Source organism: Anoxybacillus thermarum (genome assembly GCF_000836725.1).
GTDB lineage: Bacteria > Bacillota > Bacilli > Bacillales > Anoxybacillaceae > Anoxybacillus > Anoxybacillus thermarum.
The window spans coordinates 26145-45072 of record NZ_JXTH01000015.1 but is presented as its reverse complement, the minus strand read 5'-3'; the positions used below and the strand labels follow the sequence as shown (position 1 = coordinate 45072).

Annotated in this window: 17 protein-coding genes and 1 pseudogene; 3 read left to right on the top strand and 15 right to left on the bottom strand. The window is 41.9% G+C overall.

Annotated features, from left to right (window positions below):
- Window positions 1-297 precede the first annotated feature (297 nt).
- The 6 genes and pseudogenes from LH47_RS15080 to LH47_RS05555 all read right to left on the bottom strand — a co-directional run.
- A pseudogene (locus LH47_RS15080) lies at window positions 298-375 on the bottom strand (DNA-binding response regulator); the annotation flags it as partial.
- A gap of 89 nt (window positions 376-464) precedes the next feature.
- A complete protein-coding gene (locus LH47_RS05575; protein WP_043965455.1) occupies window positions 465-935 on the bottom strand; it encodes a MaoC/PaaZ C-terminal domain-containing protein in 471 nt (156 codons plus the stop codon).
- A gap of 56 nt (window positions 936-991) precedes the next feature.
- Window positions 992-1930 (bottom strand): malate dehydrogenase, encoded by a 939-nt coding sequence (gene mdh / locus LH47_RS05570; RefSeq protein ID WP_043965454.1) that lies wholly within the window; start codon window positions 1928-1930, stop codon window positions 992-994.
- A 22-nt stretch (window positions 1931-1952) separates the two neighbouring features.
- Window positions 1953-3227 (bottom strand): NADP-dependent isocitrate dehydrogenase, encoded by a 1275-nt coding sequence (gene icd, locus LH47_RS05565; protein ID WP_043965451.1) that lies wholly within the window; start codon window positions 3225-3227, stop codon window positions 1953-1955.
- A 65-nt stretch (window positions 3228-3292) separates the two neighbouring features.
- A complete protein-coding gene (gene citZ, locus LH47_RS05560; RefSeq protein WP_043965449.1) occupies window positions 3293-4411 on the bottom strand; it encodes a citrate synthase in 1119 nt (372 codons plus the stop codon).
- Between the two features lie 260 nt (window positions 4412-4671).
- A complete protein-coding gene (locus LH47_RS05555) occupies window positions 4672-5127 on the bottom strand; it encodes a DUF441 domain-containing protein (RefSeq protein ID WP_043965447.1) in 456 nt (151 codons plus the stop codon).
- 88 nt (window positions 5128-5215) lie between these two features.
- Here LH47_RS05555 and ytvI point away from each other — a divergent pair, with 88 nt between their 5' ends.
- Window positions 5216-6334 carry a sporulation integral membrane protein YtvI gene (gene ytvI, locus LH47_RS05550; RefSeq protein ID WP_043965444.1) on the top strand — a complete coding sequence of 373 codons (1119 nt, stop codon included), beginning with the start codon at window positions 5216-5218 and terminating at the stop codon, window positions 6332-6334.
- An 18-nt stretch (window positions 6335-6352) separates the two neighbouring features.
- Here ytvI and LH47_RS05545 read toward each other — a convergent pair whose 3' ends face one another.
- The 8 genes from LH47_RS05545 to dnaE form a co-directional block, all read right to left on the bottom strand.
- Window positions 6353-6745 carry an FxsA family protein gene (locus tag LH47_RS05545; protein ID WP_021093784.1) on the bottom strand — a complete coding sequence of 131 codons (393 nt, stop codon included), beginning with the start codon at window positions 6743-6745 and terminating at the stop codon, window positions 6353-6355.
- 46 nt (window positions 6746-6791) lie between these two features.
- On the bottom strand, window positions 6792-8552 hold the full coding sequence (gene pyk, locus LH47_RS05540) for a pyruvate kinase (protein ID WP_043965442.1): 1761 nt from the start codon (window positions 8550-8552) through the stop codon (window positions 6792-6794).
- 48 nt (window positions 8553-8600) lie between these two features.
- Entirely contained in the window at window positions 8601-9560 is a 960-nt protein-coding gene (gene pfkA, locus LH47_RS05535; protein WP_043965441.1) for a 6-phosphofructokinase, read from the bottom strand.
- A 399-nt stretch (window positions 9561-9959) separates the two neighbouring features.
- Window positions 9960-10937 carry an acetyl-CoA carboxylase carboxyl transferase subunit alpha gene (gene accA, locus LH47_RS05530; protein WP_043965439.1) on the bottom strand — a complete coding sequence of 326 codons (978 nt, stop codon included), beginning with the start codon at window positions 10935-10937 and terminating at the stop codon, window positions 9960-9962.
- Window positions 10922-11794, bottom strand: a complete 873-nt coding sequence (gene accD, locus LH47_RS05525) for an acetyl-CoA carboxylase, carboxyltransferase subunit beta (protein ID WP_043965437.1) — start codon at window positions 11792-11794, stop codon at window positions 10922-10924. The genes accA and accD overlap by 16 nt, the downstream gene beginning before the upstream one ends.
- A gap of 69 nt (window positions 11795-11863) precedes the next feature.
- A complete protein-coding gene (locus LH47_RS05520; RefSeq protein ID WP_043965435.1) occupies window positions 11864-12466 on the bottom strand; it encodes a FadR/GntR family transcriptional regulator in 603 nt (200 codons plus the stop codon).
- The gene (locus tag LH47_RS05515; protein ID WP_043965434.1) at window positions 12453-13706 is read right to left on the bottom strand and encodes an NAD(P)-dependent malic enzyme; all 1254 of its coding nucleotides are present in this window, start codon (window positions 13704-13706) and stop codon (window positions 12453-12455) included. Before LH47_RS05515 ends, LH47_RS05520 begins: the two co-directional genes overlap by 14 nt.
- An 88-nt stretch (window positions 13707-13794) precedes the next feature.
- Window positions 13795-17016, bottom strand: coding sequence for a DNA polymerase III subunit alpha (gene dnaE, locus LH47_RS05510; protein WP_043965432.1), 3222 nt, complete (start codon window positions 17014-17016; stop codon window positions 13795-13797).
- A gap of 104 nt (window positions 17017-17120) precedes the next feature.
- On the opposite strand from dnaE, the gene LH47_RS05505 reads away from it, so the two are divergent.
- Together LH47_RS05505 and ytrI are read left to right on the top strand one after the other, a co-directional pair.
- A complete protein-coding gene (locus tag LH47_RS05505; protein ID WP_043965430.1) occupies window positions 17121-17459 on the top strand; it encodes a YtrH family sporulation protein in 339 nt (112 codons plus the stop codon).
- Window positions 17456-17956, top strand: a complete 501-nt coding sequence (ytrI, locus tag LH47_RS05500) for a sporulation membrane protein YtrI (protein ID WP_043965428.1) — start codon at window positions 17456-17458, stop codon at window positions 17954-17956. Before LH47_RS05505 ends, ytrI begins: the two co-directional genes overlap by 4 nt.
- Before the next feature lie 8 nt (window positions 17957-17964).
- Here the strand turns inward: ytrI and LH47_RS05495 are convergent, their stop codons facing one another.
- Entirely contained in the window at window positions 17965-18912 is a 948-nt protein-coding gene (locus LH47_RS05495; RefSeq protein WP_043965426.1) for a DHH family phosphoesterase, read from the bottom strand.
- Between the last annotated feature and the right edge of the window lie 16 nt (window positions 18913-18928).

Sequence of the window (18928 nt, the reverse complement as noted above, 5' to 3'; positions counted from 1 at the left end):
CTCCAAAAGGGCCGCCAACAAGACAGCGAACACCTTTTGAAGAGTTCTGACTAATTGTTCCTCCAGCTCTTTTAATAAAGGCCATTCTGTGGTAAAATGTTTCATGGACTCTCTCCCTCCTGTTTTATTGATGTTGGTCATCACCATCATAGCAGGGAGAGAGTCCTTTTTGCATGACATTTGCTTTTTTCTACCGCGCTTCGCTTGGTGGCCCCGACGAGCGTCGCGAACAAAAGTTCGCAACCCTCGTCGGGGAATCATTCCTGAATGTCACCCACAAATATTTTACTCACACAATCCAGCTTGTTTCAAATTGTACTCTAATAGAGTGACGATCGAATGCTCATCATCGACAACTAACACACGTTTCGACATAGCCATCCTCCAACAACGTAAATTTGTTACATTTTTATTATAACGAGTTACTTTGAAAGATAAAAATAAAAAAAGAGGCGATGCCCCTTTTAAAAGTTATCTAATGCTTTTTCTTCAATAAACGGATATGGCGGAACGACACGCAACGCTCCAACTAATATTTCTTCCTCATCTCGAACCGCTTGAACCGCAATATGAATTTCATTGTTTTCTTCATCAACATGCGTTACTTCAAATAAAAACTCGACATGCTCATAATGATATACGGGTCGTTTAAATTCAATCGTTTGGGAAACGATATGGCTTCCTGGCCCCGGTAAGTATTTTGAAATAGCTGATGTAATCATACCTGTTAACATAATCGCTGGTACGATTGGACGTTTCAACGGTGTTTGGGATGCATAATCATGTTGAATATAAAGCGGGTTGGCATCATTTGTGAGCCCTAAATATAACAATAAATCTTTATCTTCAATCGCTTCCGTTAATACAAGCTTCTCCCCGACCGAAATGTCCGAAATTAAACGCCCAATTTTACGCTTTTTCCCTAACATCGTCATCTCCCCTTTGTTTGACCATATACAAAAATTCGGGGAAAAATCCCCCGAATTTTTTATCATTGTAACACTTTCATCACGTTTTTCACCGATTGAACAGATTTCGCTAATGCTTCTTTTTCCTCGTCTGTTAACTGTAATTCGATCACTTTTTCGATTCCGTTGCCACCTAAAATCGTTGGCACACCTAAATAAATGCCTTCATATCCGTATTCGCCTTCTAAATAAGCGATGGCTGGAAGAACTCGGCGCTGGTCTTTTACGATCGCTTCAACCATCTCAGCAAGGGACGCAGCTGGCGCATAATAAGCGCTACCGTTGCCTAGCAAGTTGACGATTTCACCGCCACCTTTACGCGTACGTTCAACAATGGCGTCTAAACGCTCTTTAGGGATTAACGTTTCAAGCGGAATGCCTCCTGCATATGAGTAACGCACAAGCGGTACCATATCATCTCCATGACCGCCCAAAACAAATCCTGTAATGTCTTTAACAGATAAGTTTAACTCTTGTGCAACAAACGTTCGGAAACGCGCGGTATCTAATACACCGGATTGACCGATGACGCGGTTTTTCGGAAAGCCTGATTCTTTAAATACTGTATATGTCATCGCATCTACTGGATTTGTTAAGACGATAATAAAGCAGTTCGGTGAGTATTTGACGACTTCTTTCGTTACAGCTTTCATAATTTTTTGATTTGTCGTTACTAAGTCGTCACGACTCATCCCTGGTTTGCGTGCAATCCCTGCAGTGATGACAACGATGTCCGAATCAGCCGTATCCGCATAATCCGACGTACCAATAATGTTGGCGTCAAAACCAAGAACTGGGCTTGACTCAAGCATATCGAGCGCCTTGCCTTTTGTCGGATTTTCCAATTGCGGAATGTCGACAAGAACGATATCACCTAGCTCTTTTTGCGCTAAAATAAACGCTGTTGTCGCTCCTGTAAATCCAGCACCGATAATTGAGATTTTTTTACGTTTCATACCCACGTTCTTCCATCCCCTTTTTATTTTATTCGCTCATGTTTCGAATGAGGGCATCCGCAAATTCAGAGCATTTCACCTCTGTTGCACCTTCCATTAAGCGCGCAAAATCATACGTGACTACTTTGGATGCAATTGTTTTTTCCATAGAGTCAATAATGAGTTTCGCTGCCTCGTTCCAACCGAGATGTTCAAACATCATTACACCAGATAAAATGACAGACGACGGGTTCACTTTATCTAATCCTGCATATTTTGGTGCTGTGCCATGCGTTGCTTCAAAAATTGCATGACCTGTTTCATAGTTAATGTTTGCACCTGGAGCGATACCGATGCCGCCTACTTGTGCTGCAAGCGCATCAGAAATGTAGTCGCCGTTTAAGTTCATCGTTGCAACGACATCAAACTCGCGTGGACGAGTTAAAATTTGTTGTAAGAAAATATCTGCAATCGCATCTTTAATGATAATTTTTCCTGCTGCTTCTGCTTCCGCCTGCGCTTTGTTTGCAGCCTCTTTTCCATCCGTTTCAACGATGCGATCATATTCTGCCCATGTAAACACTTGATCTCCAAATTCTTTCTCAGCTAATTCATAACCCCAGTTTTTAAACGCACCTTCTGTATATTTCATAATGTTTCCTTTATGAACGAGCGTCACCGATTTGCGACCATGTTCAATCGCATATTTAATCGCTGCCCGTACTAATCGTTTCGTCCCTTCTTCTGAAATTGGTTTAATGCCAATTCCTGATGTTTCAGGGAAGCGGATTTTGCGTACGCCCATCTCATTTTGTAAGAAATCGATCACTTTTTTTACTTCTGGCGTTCCTTTCGCATATTCGATTCCAGCATAAATATCTTCCGTATTTTCACGGAAAATAACCATGTCTGTATCTTCAGGGCGCTTAACTGGAGAAGGAACTCCTTTAAAATAGCGAACCGGACGTAAGCATACAAATAAATCGAGCTCTTGGCGAAGCGCAACGTTTAATGAACGAATGCCACCACCGACCGGCGTTGTTAACGGACCTTTAATCGCAATTATGTATTCACGAATCGTATCAAGTGTTTCTTGTGGCAACCATTCACCTGTCAACTTAAACGCTTTTTCACCAGCAAGCACTTCTTTCCAAACGATTTTCCGTTCACCTTTATACGCTTTTTCAACAGCTGCTTCCAATACGCGAGAAGCGGCTGCCCAAATATCTGGACCTGTCCCATCCCCTTCAATAAATGGGATAATTGGATAATTTGGAACGTTTAATACTCCGTTTGTAACTGTAATTTTTTCTCCTTGCATCATCATACCTCCAAATCGTGTAGTGTAAAAAGGTGAGAGGCGAACTTCTCACCTTTTCTAAACAATCGTTATGCGCGTTCTTCAAGCGGTACGTACACTTGTCTCATCGGTCCTGTATATTCTGCACGCGGGCGAATGAGACGGTTGTTTTCGTACTGTTCTAAAATGTGTGCAAGCCATCCAGACATACGGCTAATTGCAAAAATTGGTGTAAATAAATCGTGATCAATTCCTAAACTATGGTAAACAGAAGCTGAGTAGAAATCAACATTTGGTGGTAACCCTTTTGTCGATGTAACAATCTCCTCAATTTTCACCGACATGTCATACCAATGTGGTTCACCTGTTAACTTCGTCAATTTTTCAGACATTTTCTTCAAATGTTTTGCGCGTGGGTCTCCGTGACGATAAACGCGATGACCGAAGCCCATAATTTTTTCTTTGTTGTTTAATTTGTTGTGAATGTACGTTTCTACATTTTCGAGCGTACCGATTTCCGTCAACATTTTCATGACCGCTTCGTTTGCTCCGCCATGAAGAGGTCCTTTTAATGCTCCAATCGCTGCAGTAATGCCAGAGTATACATCTGATAAAGTAGCAACACAGACGCGTGCCGTAAACGTTGAAGCGTTCAATTCATGATCCGCATGAAGCACAAGCGCTTTATTAAACGCTTCTTCAGCGATTGGATCCGGCTCTTTACCTGTTAACATGTATAAAAAGTTTGCCGCAAAACTTAAATCTTTGCGCGGTGGTACAGGCTCTAATCCTTTGCGAATGCGGGAAAACGCAGCAACAATTGTTGATACCTTCGCCTGTAAACGAATCGCTTTGCGATAGTTCGCTTCCGGATTCATCGCTTCCGCTTCTTCATCGTACAATCCAAGGAACGAAATCGCTGTGCGAAGCGCTGCCATTGGATGAATTTTGTCAAGCGGATACATTTTAAAATGATCAATGATTTGTTGCGGGATATCGGCATTTTCTGCCAACTGTTTCGTTAACGTTTCTAGCTCTTCTTTGTTTGGCAATTTGCGGTGCCAAAGCAAATAAACAACCTCTTCAAACGTAGCATGTTCTGCTAAATCATCGATATTATACCCAACGTACGTGAGCGTATCATCGATGATCGAACTAATTGTGGAAGTGGTTGCGACAACCCCTTCGAGACCGCGAGTTACTGTCATCTTACATCTCTCCTTTTCTCTTTTATTCCCCTTTTCCCATGTTAAAACGCGTCGTCGAGCGATTGCTCAAAACAGTTGAATAAAAATGCAAAGAAAATGCTTACATTTTGTTATATATTCACCTGTCCGCTTAACAAAGCGAGCAGGGAAATATATACGATAGTTTCGTACATGCTCCAATACCATTATAAACAATTATCAGACTTTTGTGAACTAAAAGAAATCATAATTCAAAAATATTATTATAAAAAAGTAATAAATCACGAAAATACATCGACCATTTTCATGAGCATATATGCAATACCCGCACCAATTAACGGCCCAACCGCAACGCCTTTGAATAAAGATACAGCTAAAATCGTCCCAATGACAAGCGCAGTCGTCATATGCGGGTCTTTTGCAAGCAGCGTGACGCCTCCTTTTGCTAATAAAGCGACCGCAATACCTGATAACATTGCAATCCACGCGTAAACCGATCGAACGGACTCTATCAGCTCTTTAAAACCTATTTTTCCAGAGGCAATCGGAACTAATACAGCAATCGTGATGATTGTCACCCCAAGATTGATTCCTTTTTGTTGTAAGTAAGGGAACACTTTTGAACTTAGTCCGATGCTTTTCACAACGAGTAAAAAAAGCACTGCGACAATAAGAGAATGATTTTTTGCCATCATGCCAATGACAAGAAGAATAAATAAAAAAATAAACGGCTGCATCAAATATCACCTTCTTCTTTGAAACTTTTTCTTCTTTTGCATTGTATATTATAATAGTCATAAATGACAAAAGACAGGAGGTGAAGACGTGCCAAATCAATATGTACATCGCTCCCTTCGCTTTTTATTTGTCATCTTTGTCATCATTGCTGGGTTAGCGAGTTTATATTATGTATCAACGTTAACGTATCCGTTTTTAATTGCGTTAGCGATTTCCTTTTTCATTAATCCGATTGTGGATGTATTAGAGAAAAAAGCGAAAATGCCGAGGGTGCTAGCGGTCATCGTTGTTTTAATTTTTTTACTTGCACTCGTTGCAGGGCTTGTCACTCTTCTTGTCGCAGAAATTGTGACGGGCACACAATATTTAGCAACGGTCGTTCCAAGTCATTTTCAAAAGCTTGTTGTTTACATGGAACAGTTTGTCGCCAGCCAAATTATTCCACTATATAACCAGCTAGCTACGCTCTTTAAAAATTTAGATACATCTCAACAAGATACGATTATGGCAAACATTCAGTCGGTTGGGACGAAAATTGCTACAACAGTTGGACAATTTATCCAAAATATATTACAAAATATCCCTTCGATTATCGGATGGTTGCCTAATTTTGCGACAATCTTTATTTTTTCATTGCTCGCTACATTTTTTATAAGCAAAGATTGGTATCGTCTAAAATCGTTGTTTCAAAAGCTATTACCGAACAAAGTACAAACGAGCAGCACAAAAGTGTTTACTGAACTAAAAAAGGCGCTATTCGGCTTTCTTAAAGCGCAAGCAACACTCATTTCCATTACAACGCTCATTGTATTAGTCGGGCTGCTTGTGTTGCGAGTAGAATACGCGATCACTATTGCGCTTATTATTGGCATAGTAGATATTTTGCCGTATTTAGGAACAGGTTTAGTATTCGTTCCATGGATTGTTTACGCAGCAATAAGCGGGGATACTCATTTTGCCATCGGTCTTGGCGTGCTATATATCGTTGTTCTCGTACAGCGACAAGTGATGGAACCGAAGCTTCTTTCAACTAATATCGGGCTCGATCCATTAGCTACATTAATTGCTTTATTCGTCGGTTTCAAATTGATCGGGTTTCTCGGATTAATCGTTGGCCCGGTATTGCTTGTCATTGGACGCACACTACATCATGCTGGCGTATTTCAAGACATTTGGCATTTCATTGTTGGAAAAAAAGAAGCATAAGCGACGAGCTTATGCTTTTTATTTTCGAATGTATATCCAAGTTTTCGTATAGAACATCCACTTAAACAAACGGACGAGCCACGGTTTCATTTTTTCGCGCGCAAATGGGAGAAGCAAAATAAAACCTGCTGTATCAGTAATAAATCCTGGCGTTAACAATAACGTCCCGCCAACTAAAATGCAAATCCCATCTAATAGCGCATCGCTTGGGATACGTCCATTCATCCATTCGTACTTCGCGCGCTGAAGCGTGTGCAATCCTTGCTTTTTCGCTAAAAATGCACCGATAATGCCTGTCGCCACGATGAAAGCAAATGTTGGCCATACCCCGATTGCCTTTCCAGACAAAACAAGAACGACAATTTCTAACGCTGGGATAACGATAAAAAGAAGAAAAAAGATATTACGCATACATATCCCTCCAAAACAAGAAAAGAAGGGGTTGTCCCCCTTCTTATTATAGCACGCTTGCGTGACCACGATAAATGGCACCAAAACTTGCGTCTACTGTAATATCTTGTCCGTCTTTTAAAATGGTTGTCGCATTGTTTACACCGACGATGACCGGGATGCCTAAGCTTAAGCCGACCACAGCTGCATGGCTTGTTAAGCCGCCTTCTTCTGTAATGATCGCAGCAGCTTTTTCTAACGCTTTCATCATATCCGCATCTGTTGCAGGAGCAACTAAAATGCCACCTTCAATCATTTTTTCAACTGCTTCTTCAGCTGTTTTCGCCACAACAACTTTTCCAAATGCTGATTTGCGACCAATGCCTTGGCCTTTTGCAATCATATCGCCAATCATATGCACTTTCATTAAGTTGGTCGATCCCGTTTCTCCAACCGGAACACCTGCCGTAATGACGACGAGATCACCATGTTTCACAATACGCGTATCAAGAGCTGCTTCAACTGCGATATCAAGCATTTCATCTGTTGATGTGGCATGTTGAGCAACGCGTGGGTAAACACCCCAAACGAGCGCTAATTTACGCGAAACACCTTCATTCGATGTAACAGCGATAATTGGCGCTTTTGGACGGTATTTCGAAATCATGCGGGCTGTATGGCCGCTGACTGTCGGCGTAACAATCGCTGCGACATCTAAGTTTAATGCGGTGTGAGCAACCGATTGTCCAATGGCATCTGTAATCGTTGTGCCGCTTTGTTTGCTTCGCTTCGATAATAAGTCACGGTATTGTAACGCTTGTTCTGTGCGCAAAGCAATACGATGCATCGTTTGTACCGCTTCTACTGGATAAGCACCTGCTGCTGTTTCACCTGACAGCATAATCGCATCTGTTCCATCGAAAATGGCATTCGCGACGTCACTTGCCTCCGCACGAGTTGGACGCGGATTGCGCTGCATTGAATCAAGCATTTGTGTCGCTGTAATAACCGGTTTTCCGAGCGCATTACATTTTTTAATTAATTCTTTCTGCACAAGCGGCACTTCTTCTGCTGGAATTTCAACGCCTAAATCCCCGCGGGCAACCATCAAGCCGTCTGCCACTTCTAAAATTTCGTCAATATTGTCTACGCCTTCTTGGTTTTCAATTTTTGGGATAATTTGAATGTGCAACGCGTTATGTTCTTCGAGCAATTCACGAATTTCAAGCACGTCAGAAGCGCGGCGAACGAACGATGCGGCAATGAAATCGATGCCTTGTTCAATACCGAAACGAATATCTTCTGCGTCTTTTTCAGTAATACCCGGCAATTTCACTTTTACGCCTGGGACGTTCACACCTTTTTTATTTTTCAGTACGCCACCGTTTAACACTTTCGTCCGAATTTCTTTTGCCTCTTTATCGATCGCTAACACTTCTAATCCGACTAATCCATCATCTAATAAAATAGTTGAGCCAACGTGAACGTCATCAATTAACCCTTCATAAGTGATCGAAAATTTTTCTGGCGTTCCGAGCACTTCTTTCATGGAAATCGTCACTTCAGAGCCTGCCTTTAACTCAATCGCCCCATTTTCCATGTTATGCGTACGAATTTCTGGACCTTTCGTGTCTAATAAAATCGCTACCGTTTTCCCAGTTATTTTTGACGCTTCACGAATGTTGCGAATGCGCGCTGCATGTTCTTCATGACTTCCGTGCGAGAAGTTAAGACGAGCGACGTTCATTCCTGCTTCAATAAGTTGCACAAGCTTTTCTACACTTTCACTCGCTGGACCGATCGTACAAACAATTTTCGTTTTGCGCATAAACACCCTCCTACAATTTGCATATGGAAACGATACCATAAATATACATTAAATTGAAAGCTCTTTGGACAACTGATACATTTTTTGGTCAACTGTATGTTTTTGTGCTAACGCTTCAATGATGTCATGATCAACAAGTTGATTGTTTTGAATGCCGACGCAACGTCCGCCTTTTCCTTCAAGCAACAATTCTACGGCACGAGCACCTAAACGACTTGCAAGCACACGATCAAACGCTGTCGGTGAACCACCACGTTGGACGTGACCTAATACGGTTACACGCGTTTCAAAGCCTGTTGCTTCTTCAATTCGTTTACCGAATTCCACACCGCTACCGACGCCTTCTGCAACAATAATAATACTATGTTTTTTGCCGCGTTCGTGTCCACGTTTGAGACGTGCAACAATTTCATTCATATCATAATCCGCTTCTGGAATCAAAATGCTTTCTGCTCCGCCAGCAAGACCGGCCCAAAGCGCAATGTCACCAGCATGACGCCCCATGACTTCAATGACGTATGTACGCTCATGAGATGTCGCTGTATCACGAATTTTGTCAATTGCATCAATAACCGTATTCAATGCTGTATCAAAGCCGATCGTGAAATCTGTTCCTGGAATGTCGTTATCAATCGTTCCTGGCACGCCGACACAAGGATAGCCGTGTTCTGTTAATTTTTTCGCTCCTTGATACGAACCGTCACCACCGATCACAACGAGCCCTTCAATGCCATGCTTTTTCAATTGCTCAATTCCTTTTAACTGTCCTTCTAACGTTTTAAATTCTGGGCAGCGGGCAGTATATAACATCGTTCCACCACGATGAATAATATCGCCAACATCCCCGATTTCAAGCTTTTTAATGTTTCCGGCAATTAACCCCGCATATCCGTGGTAAATGCCGTACACTTCTAATCCATGGTAAATTGCTTTTCGAACAACTGCGCGAATGGCCGCATTCATTCCTGGTGAATCGCCACCGCTCGTAAGCACACCAATTCTTTTCATCGCTCTTCACCTCTTTAAAAAAATAAAATAAGAAGTATGACCTCTTACTTTAAGATAACATGAAGGTATATGGAACACAATACATAATGAAATGTTTCACAAAACGTTGATTTTTTCACGCTACAAAAAGTTTACCCAAAGTCGCTTATTTCATGTAAATAAGAAAAGCGCAAAGCGCCCGCCTATCGGCGAAAAGCACACAAGCCCCACCGAAGAGAGCTCGAACCAATCAGTTGATTGGTTCTGCGTGAGCAAACTCACCGAAAGCTTCTCAGCGTGTCGCCGTCGCAGTGTGGGACAAAGCGACTCGAGCCGATGGAGCTTGGAGCTAGACATGAACCCGAAATTTTATACTTTCTTATTTTTTTAAAAAAAGGCCATCGAAATAGATGACCTTTTTTACATAACGGACACATGTTGTTGTAACTCGATAAAATCGCCAATTTTCTTATATTTTTCATATCGTTGTGCAATTAACTGTTCAGCGTTTAACGGAAGCAATTCACGCAACGAACGTTGAAGAACGTCATCAATATATTTCGCTTGTTCATCCACATTTCGATGCGCACCGCCGCGCACTTCTGGAATCATTTCATCAATGACGCCAAGCTCCTTTAAATCTTTTGCTGTAATTTTCATCGTTTCGGCAGCTTTTTTCGCGAGTGACGCATCTTTCCATAAAATAGCCGCCGCCCCTTCTGGCGAAATAACGGAATACGTTGAATTTTCAAGCATATGAACATAGTTTCCGACACCAAGCGCAAGCGCGCCGCCGCTTCCACCTTCACCGATCACAATGCATACGACAGGGACAGCCAACCCCGCCATTTCAAATAAATTTCGCGCGATCGCTTCACTTTGTCCGCGTTCCTCAGCAGCTTTTCCTGGATACGCCCCTTTCGTATCAATAAAACAAATAATTGGACGTCCAAATTTTTCGGCTTGTTTCATTAAACGAAGAGCCTTTCGATACCCTTCCGGATGTGGCATGCCAAAATTACGGCGAATATTTTCTTTCGTATCTTTTCCGCGTTGATGTCCGATGACTGTCACAGGCAATCCGTGATATTTCGCAATTCCTCCGACAATCGCTTCATCGTCGCCAAAGCAACGATCACCGTGACATTCAAAAAAGTTCGTAAACAACCGATCGATATAATCGAGCGTTGTCGGACGATTTGGATGTCGGGCAATTTGCACACGATCCCACGGGCTTAAATTAGCATAAATATCATTTTCAAGCTTTTCAAGTCGCGCTTCTAACTTATTGATTTCATCTGAAAAGTCGACGTCACGATGTTTCGTAAACTCTTTCAGTTCGCTAATTTTTTTGCGCAGTTCTACAAGCGGCTTTTCAAATTCTAATTCATATGCCATTCGTCTCCACCTCGCGATTGGTGAATGTCTAATACATTCGTTAATTTATCTTTTAATTCATGACGCGGAATAACAGCATCTAATTGTCCGTGTTTCAATAAAAATTCCGCTGTTTGAAAATCATCTGGCAACTCTTCCCGAACCGTTTGTTCGATGACTCGTCTTCCCGCAAAACCGATCAACGCCCCCGGTTCAGCAAAATTATAATCTCCAAGCGAGGCGAAGCTTGCTGATACACCACCTGTCGTTGGATGGGTCATGACTGAAATGATGAGTCCACCTTGTTCGCTAAACAGTTTTAATGCAGCGCTTGTTTTCGCCATTTGCATTAAACTTAATACACCTTCTTGCATGCGCGCTCCACCTGAAGCGGTAAAAATAATAAAAGGTACCGATTTTTCCATCGCTCGTTCGATGGCGCGTGCAATTTTTTCTCCGACAACTGATCCCATGCTCCCCATACGGAAACGGGAATCCATCACTGCAATAACAACAGGAAAGCCGTTTATCGTTCCTTCTCCTGTCACAACCGCTTCATTCAATTTCGTTTTCTCACGATCTTCCTCAATTTTCTCCATATACTGTGGAAAATCAAGCGGATTTTTAGAAAGAAGGTGACGATCGTATTCATGAAACGTTCCTTCATCTAACAAACACGCAATGCGTTCAGGAGCAGACATCGGATGATGATAGCCGCACGATATACAAACGCGCAAATTTTTCACTAATTCTTTCGTATACATAATTTTTTTACACTTCGGGCATTTTGTCATGATGCCTTCAGGTACATCTTGCTTTGCTTGTTCAGATGGAATGGTAGCATACTTCTTTTTTTTGGAGAACAAATCTTTCAGCACATGTTTCCCTCCCCTACTTAGTCCATTTCTACTTTACTGGATAAAGACAACTTTGTTTGTCACATTGTGTCAATTCTCTTTCGACATTTTTTGCATCACGTATTGCTCATAAACGGCTATTGCTTCTTCGCACGACCGCTTTTGGAGTGCCTTACACATCTGTTCGTAACATTCGGAAGGGAGCTCGACCGTATATACGTGTTCAAAAAAATCGCTTAATACAAGCCAAATGCGCAACAATAAATAATTATCGGTCGCTTGTACAATCCGTCGGAAAAATGAATGGTACGTATGCTCCGTTTGTAATATAAGCTCGAGCTTTTCATCTGTCAGTCGTTCGCAAGCAAGTTGTAAGCATATGCGCTCTATGAATATTTTTGTTTCTATTAAATCTCGTTTTTCCCGATTTCCTTGCAAAATAAACGAGCCAAGTAGTTGAATGAGCTGATGGTCGCCAAACGGTTTCATAAACGTTCCTTCGCCGCGGCGCGTTTCAATTAATCCGAGCAACTCTAACGCCCGCAACGCTTCACGAACAGAAGAGCGTCCGACTCGCAATCGGTCAGCTAACTCTCGTTCAGATGGCAATCGATCGCCAGGTTGAAGACCTGATTCTTCAATCATGCGATGAATTTTCCAAAACGTTTCAATGTATACTTTAGAAGTAGTCATGTTCCCCCTCACCTGCAATCAAAGCTAATTGTCGTGTTCGCTTTTCTACTTCTTTCGGATCAACAATCACTTGTGCAACCCCTGTTTCGATGGCGGCTTTCGCCACAGCAGCAGCAACAGCTGGAGCGACGCGCGGATCAAGAGGGGCAGGAATAACATAATCAGCACGCAATTCATCTTCTGTAATTAAATGCGCAATGGCTTCCACAGCGGCCATTTTCATTTGTTCATTAATTTGTTTGGCGCGCACATCAAGCGCACCTCTGAAAATACCTGGAAATGCCAACACGTTATTCACTTGATTCGGATAGTCGGAACGTCCTGTCCCAACAACTGTTGCCCCTGCTTGTAACGCCTCTTCCGGCATAATTTCTGGCGTCGGGTTTGCCATCGCAAAAATGATTGCATCCCGATTCATCGTTTCAACCATGCTCGCTGTCAATGCTCCAGCAACAGACACACCAATAAATACATCCGCACCAACGATGACTTCCTGTAACGTTCCTGCTTTTTTCTCATCGTTTGTCCATTGGGCAATCTCATGTTTTATCTCATTCATTCCATATGGACGCCCTTCATAAATCGCTCCTTTTGAATCGCACATGATGATATGTTTAACCCCGTAACAACGAAGCAGCTTCATAATCGCAATTCCTGCTGCTCCCGCCCCGTTAATGATCACTTGAATATGTTCTATTTTTTTGTTCACTAACTTTAATGCATTCATTAAACCAGCAACGGTCACAATCGCTGTTCCATGTTGATCATCATGGAAAACAGGAATGTTCATTTCTCGCTTTAATCGTTCCTCAATCGTAAAACAGTGCGGAGCAGCAATATCTTCTAAGTTAATGCCTCCAAATGTCGGCTCAAGCAATTTAACCGTTTGAATCATTTGTTCCACATCTGATGTATTTAAACAAATAGGGAATGCATCAACCCCAGCGAAACTTTTAAAGAGCACCGCTTTTCCTTCCATTACTGGCAACGCCGCGTCTGCCCCAATATTTCCAAGCCCTAACACTGCACTCCCATTGGAAACGACCGCCACTGTGTTCGCTTTTAACGTATAATCATATATTTTGCTCGGTTCCGCATGAATGGCTTTGCACGGTTCTGCTACACCAGGAGAATACGCTAAGCTTAAATCGTAAGCATTTCTTAACGGCACTTTCGCTTTCACTTCGAGCTTTCCTTGATAACACTCATGCATATGAAGCGCTTCTTTAAACAACGACACGACATATTCCTCCCTAACAAGCGGCCCACTGGTCTGACCACTTAACTTCTATAAAAATATAATAAAAATGAAAAATAGTAAAGCATTTTTATTTCACAACGACATTCCCATCCCCCAGCAATGCCGTTAGTTGATGAATGCACTCATCGTGTGGGGACACAGCATATTCATGGGAAAGCTGCACTTTTTTTCGTTCTGCTTCATAGTACAAAATGACAGGTGCATATCCGCGATGAGCGATTAACACTTCTTTTAACTTCTGCAATACAACTGGTGACGCGTGCTGTTCATCAATTTTCACGTAAACACATACCGGCTTCCTCACTTGTTGTACAATGAGATGCCAGCCATTTGGTCGCTGCTCTATTTTCCCTTCCATGTACAACACGCTTCCTTGTTGTAATAAAGAATGAAATTGACCATAAATCTTCGGAAATGCGATGGCATACCATTCATCGCTATCATCACAAATCGTCACAAACGCCATTTCTTCCCCTTTTTTTGTCCGCTTTTTCGTCACCTCCTCAACGTATGCGATCACTTTGCCAACATTCGCTTTTTCTATTTCCCATTCGTACATACGTTTTGCCCCCCACATCGAATAAAAATGGGCAAATGATTCAGCCGGATGAGGGGAAACGTATACGTTAAGCCATTGCTTTTCGTATTTTAATTGGTCGATGAGCGACAACGGTTCAGCATGAACGTATTTTGGTCGTACGTCGAGATCAGGGGTCAGAAACTCGGCATGCTCAAGCGCCACGTCAATACTTGCATAAAGGGTTGCACGCTCCACCCGAAATTCGTCAAAACAGCCGGAAAAAATAAGCGCTTCGACTATCTTTCTTTGTGAAGGCTCGATACGTAGTCGCGAAACGAAATCAAAAAAATCGGAAAATGGTTGTCTTTGACGCTCCCGAATCACTTGTTTAACAAAGGCGGAACTTACTTGTTTAATCGCTAACAATCCAAAACGAATATCGTTTCCATCAACGGTAAAATGCCCTTCACTTCGTCCGATGGAAGGAGGAAGCAAACGTATTCGTTTTTTGCGAAGTTCATGCACACATTGCATCATCTTTTCTTTTTGTCCGATGACATTTGTTAATAAAACAGCGTAAAAATCGAGCGGATAATGCGCTTTGATATATGCAAGCATATATGCGATATAGCTGTATGCTACTGCATGGCTCCTGTTAAACCCATAACCAGCAAAACGAACGATTAGCTCATACAATTCGTTTGCCATATGGGCAGCGTACCCATTTTGCATACACCCTTCAATAAAACGTTGTTTCTCTTTTTCCATTTGTCCAACGTCTTTTTTACTTATTGCGCGACGTAACAAATCGGCTTCTGCTAACGAATAGCTCGCCATTTGTTCAACAATTTTCATAATTTGTTCTTGATACACGATGACTCCATATGTTGATTGTAAAATCGATTGCAAATCATCATGCATGTAAACGATCGGCTCACGCCCATGTTTGCGGGAAATGTATGTTGGAATTTGTTCCATCGGTCCCGGCCGAAATAAAGCGTTTACTGCTACAATATCTTCAAACGTTGTCGGTTGTAATTCGCGCAACACCCGCTTCATTCCTTCTGACTCAAGCTGAAACACACCAAAAGTATCCCCTTGACTTAAAAGCGCATACGTTTGTTCGTCATCGAGCGGCATGTTTTCAAAACTCAAACGATAGCCTGTCCGCTGTTCAACGCTGTGAATCATTTGTTCAATGATCGTTAAATTTTTGAGGGCAAGTAAATCAAATTTTAATAACCCGATTTGTTCAAGTGCATCCATCGCATATTGCGTCACATACGTTGTCGTTTGTCCGACTTGAAGGGGGACGATGTCTGTTAACGGGCATGGACTAATGGCAATACCAGCAGCATGAATGGACGTATGCTTTGGCAAACCTTCAATCCGTTGTACAACGCTATGCCATGGACGTGTATGATCGAATCGTCCCGTAGCTAACGTTTGCTCTATTTCTTGTTCATCTACCTCAAACACACGACCGACTTCACGAATGGCTGAGCGTGTTCCAAATGTCCCGAACGTAATAATTTGTGCGACATAATCTTTTCCATATTTTTTTTCAATATAACGAATGACTTCTTCGCGACGATGATCAGGAAAATCGATATCAATATCTGGAAGTGATAGACGAGCCGGATTTAAAAATCGTTCAAACAAAAGCCCATATTGTAGCGGGTCGACCTGTGTAATTCCGAGTATGTAAGCAACGAGGGAACCTGCGGCTGATCCACGCCCCGGTCCTGTCAATATCCCTCGTTCGCGCGCAAAGCGAACAAAATCAGCAACAATTAAAAAGTAGTCACTAAAATTCATCTGTTGAATGATTTGCAGTTCATATTGTAATCGAGTAACATATACTTCTGGGCGATCAGGAAAACGTTTCGTGAATTGCTCCCAACACCACGTTTGCAAATATTCGTCAGCTGTTTTCCCCGAAGGAACAGGATAACGCGGCATAAACCATTTTTTAGCCTCAAACGTCACATTGCATCGCTGTGCAATACGCACCGTCTCCTCGATGGCTTCACGATACATTGAAAATAATGAGATCATTTCGTCGGCGCTTTTGAAATGGTATTCATTCGTTAAAAAACGTGGACGGCTCGGGTCGGCCATTTTCTTTCCATGTTTCATCGCAAGTAAACATTCAAAAGCAAGAGCATCTTCTTTACACATGTAACGTACATCGTTTGTCGCCACGAGCGGCATATCCCATCGTTTACTATGTTCAAGAAGTAGCGGCAACAAATATTCTTGTTCTTGTAAGCCGTGTCGCTGCACATTTATATAAAAATCGCCGCGTTGAAATAACTTCGCGTACGTGTGAACGAGCGTTTCTGCTTGACCGATTTCCCCATTCAGCAAATGCTGCTCCACTCTCCCATGTACTCCGCTTGTCATACCGATTAATTCGCTCGTGTAGCGGGATAAGTCACATAAAGAAATGCCCTTTCCGTCATTTAATTGAATGGCTGTAGCAATATGGACAAGTTGACGATACCCGTCGTTATTTTTCGCCAACAGCACAAGTTGATCTGCATGACCGTGTTCATCAATCACCGTTGCAATCATACCGATAATTGGTTTGATTCCATGCGCTTGACACGCCTTATAAAACGGAATCACCCCATACAAGACGTTTTCATCCGTTAACGCAACTGCTGAAAATTGAAGCTCACACGCCCGCATGACGAGCTCCTCAATTTTCACCGTGCTACTTAATAAGCTATAACCACTTCGCACTTGTAGATGGATAAACGACAATGTGTCTCCCACCTTTTCTATTTTTTTTTATTATATATGTTGAAAAGCAAAACATACCTTGCTTGTTTGTCCCATATACATAGTATACAGAAGGAGTGAGCAAGATGGAGATGAAAACAGCGTTTTTGCCTGCTTTTATTCAAAGCTATTTCATCGCTTTAGGTGTGTTAGTTGGAGGGGCGTTGATCGGTGGATTTGGAGCTTTTTTATCTGGAGAACCACCGCTCACAATGATGTATCGTTTTGCAAGCAGTTTAAAAATTTGGGCTTTGATTGCAGCGATCGGAGGGACGTTTGATACGTTTTATAGTGTTGAACGTGGATTTTTCCAAGGAGAAACACGAGATGTCATTAAGCAATTTTTACTCATTTTATCAGCAACGGGCGGCGCACAAACAGGTATGACGTTTATTCGCTGGTTTACACAGGAGCATAGCGCATGAGGGTCCCGCCGTATGCACGCGATCCAGAATGGCAACGTTTTTTTGCTGGAGCGGCAATCGGAGCAATCATTAGCTGGGTCGTTTTTTCACAAATTTTTGGTATTTTACAAGAAAAACAAGTTCGCCAGCTCAACGTACAACGAGAAATCATCGCCCAGTTGAAACACGATTTAAACATTTGGCAACAAGATTACATCGAACTAAATAAAGAAAATAAAAAACGACTAACGATTCAATCAATTGATGTCAAAGTCATTAACGCGCAATCATACGGCATCGATACGTACACAGCGTTTCGAATTGAAGAAGATATAAAAAAAGACATTCAACATATCACAGCGAAAGATATTGAAACAGTATATAAAAGTAAGGAGTTACTAAAAAAAGCGATTGAAAATAAAACGTATATCATCGACAACCGTACGTACCATCTTCATATCGAAACAATTTTATTTTTCACAAATATATCTATTGAACTAAAATTAAAGCAACAGTAGAGACATCTCTACTGTTGCTTACATACTTCGTTTAAATCAGCCAACACGTGTTCAACTTCTTCCCACGAATAAATGGACGCTCCTGCTGCTAGTGGATGGCCACCGCCTCGATATTTTTTTGCCACTCCGTTGACGATCGGACCTCTTGAACGAAGACGGACGCGAATTTGATCATCTTCTTCCACAAAAAACACCCATGCTCGTATTCCTTCAATATTTCCAAGGACACTAACAAGTTGCGAGGCCTCTGATGGTGTTGCATCATATTGTTTTAATAATTGTTTCGTTAATATGATATGAGCCACTCCGTGTTCAGATAGTTCGAAATTTTGCAACACATATCCGCTTAAATGCGCAATAGATAGTTTTGTACGATATAACTGATCATACAAGTCGACAAATGAAAATCCGTATTCAACTAATTCGCTTGCATATTTAAATGTTTTTGGATTCGTGCTTGGGAAAAGAAAACGACCTGTATCCCCAACAATTCCTGCGTAAATCAGTCGAGCGGCTTCTTTCGTTAAAACGAGACCGTGTTCCTTACCGACTAAATACAACTCATAAATCATTTCACTAACCGAGCTAGCGTTTGTATCTACCCATAAAATGTCACCATACGGATCTTCATTTGGATGATGATCAATTTTAATAATTTTTTTTCCAAGTTTATAACGTTGATCACATACTCGTTCTTCATTTGCCGTATCGCAAACGATCACAAGAGCGTCGTTATACGTTTCATCAGGAATGACATCCATTTTACGCAAAAATTCGAGCGACGGTTCATCTTTTCCAACGGTATATACGCGCTTCTCTGGAAACGACGCTCGAATAAGCTCTGCTAATCCCCCTTGCGAACCGTACGCATCAGGATCTGGTCGAACGTGACGGTGAATAATAATCGTATTAAATTGTTGAATATGACGAATAATTTCCAAAACCTTTTGTTCCATGGTACTTCTCCTTTTT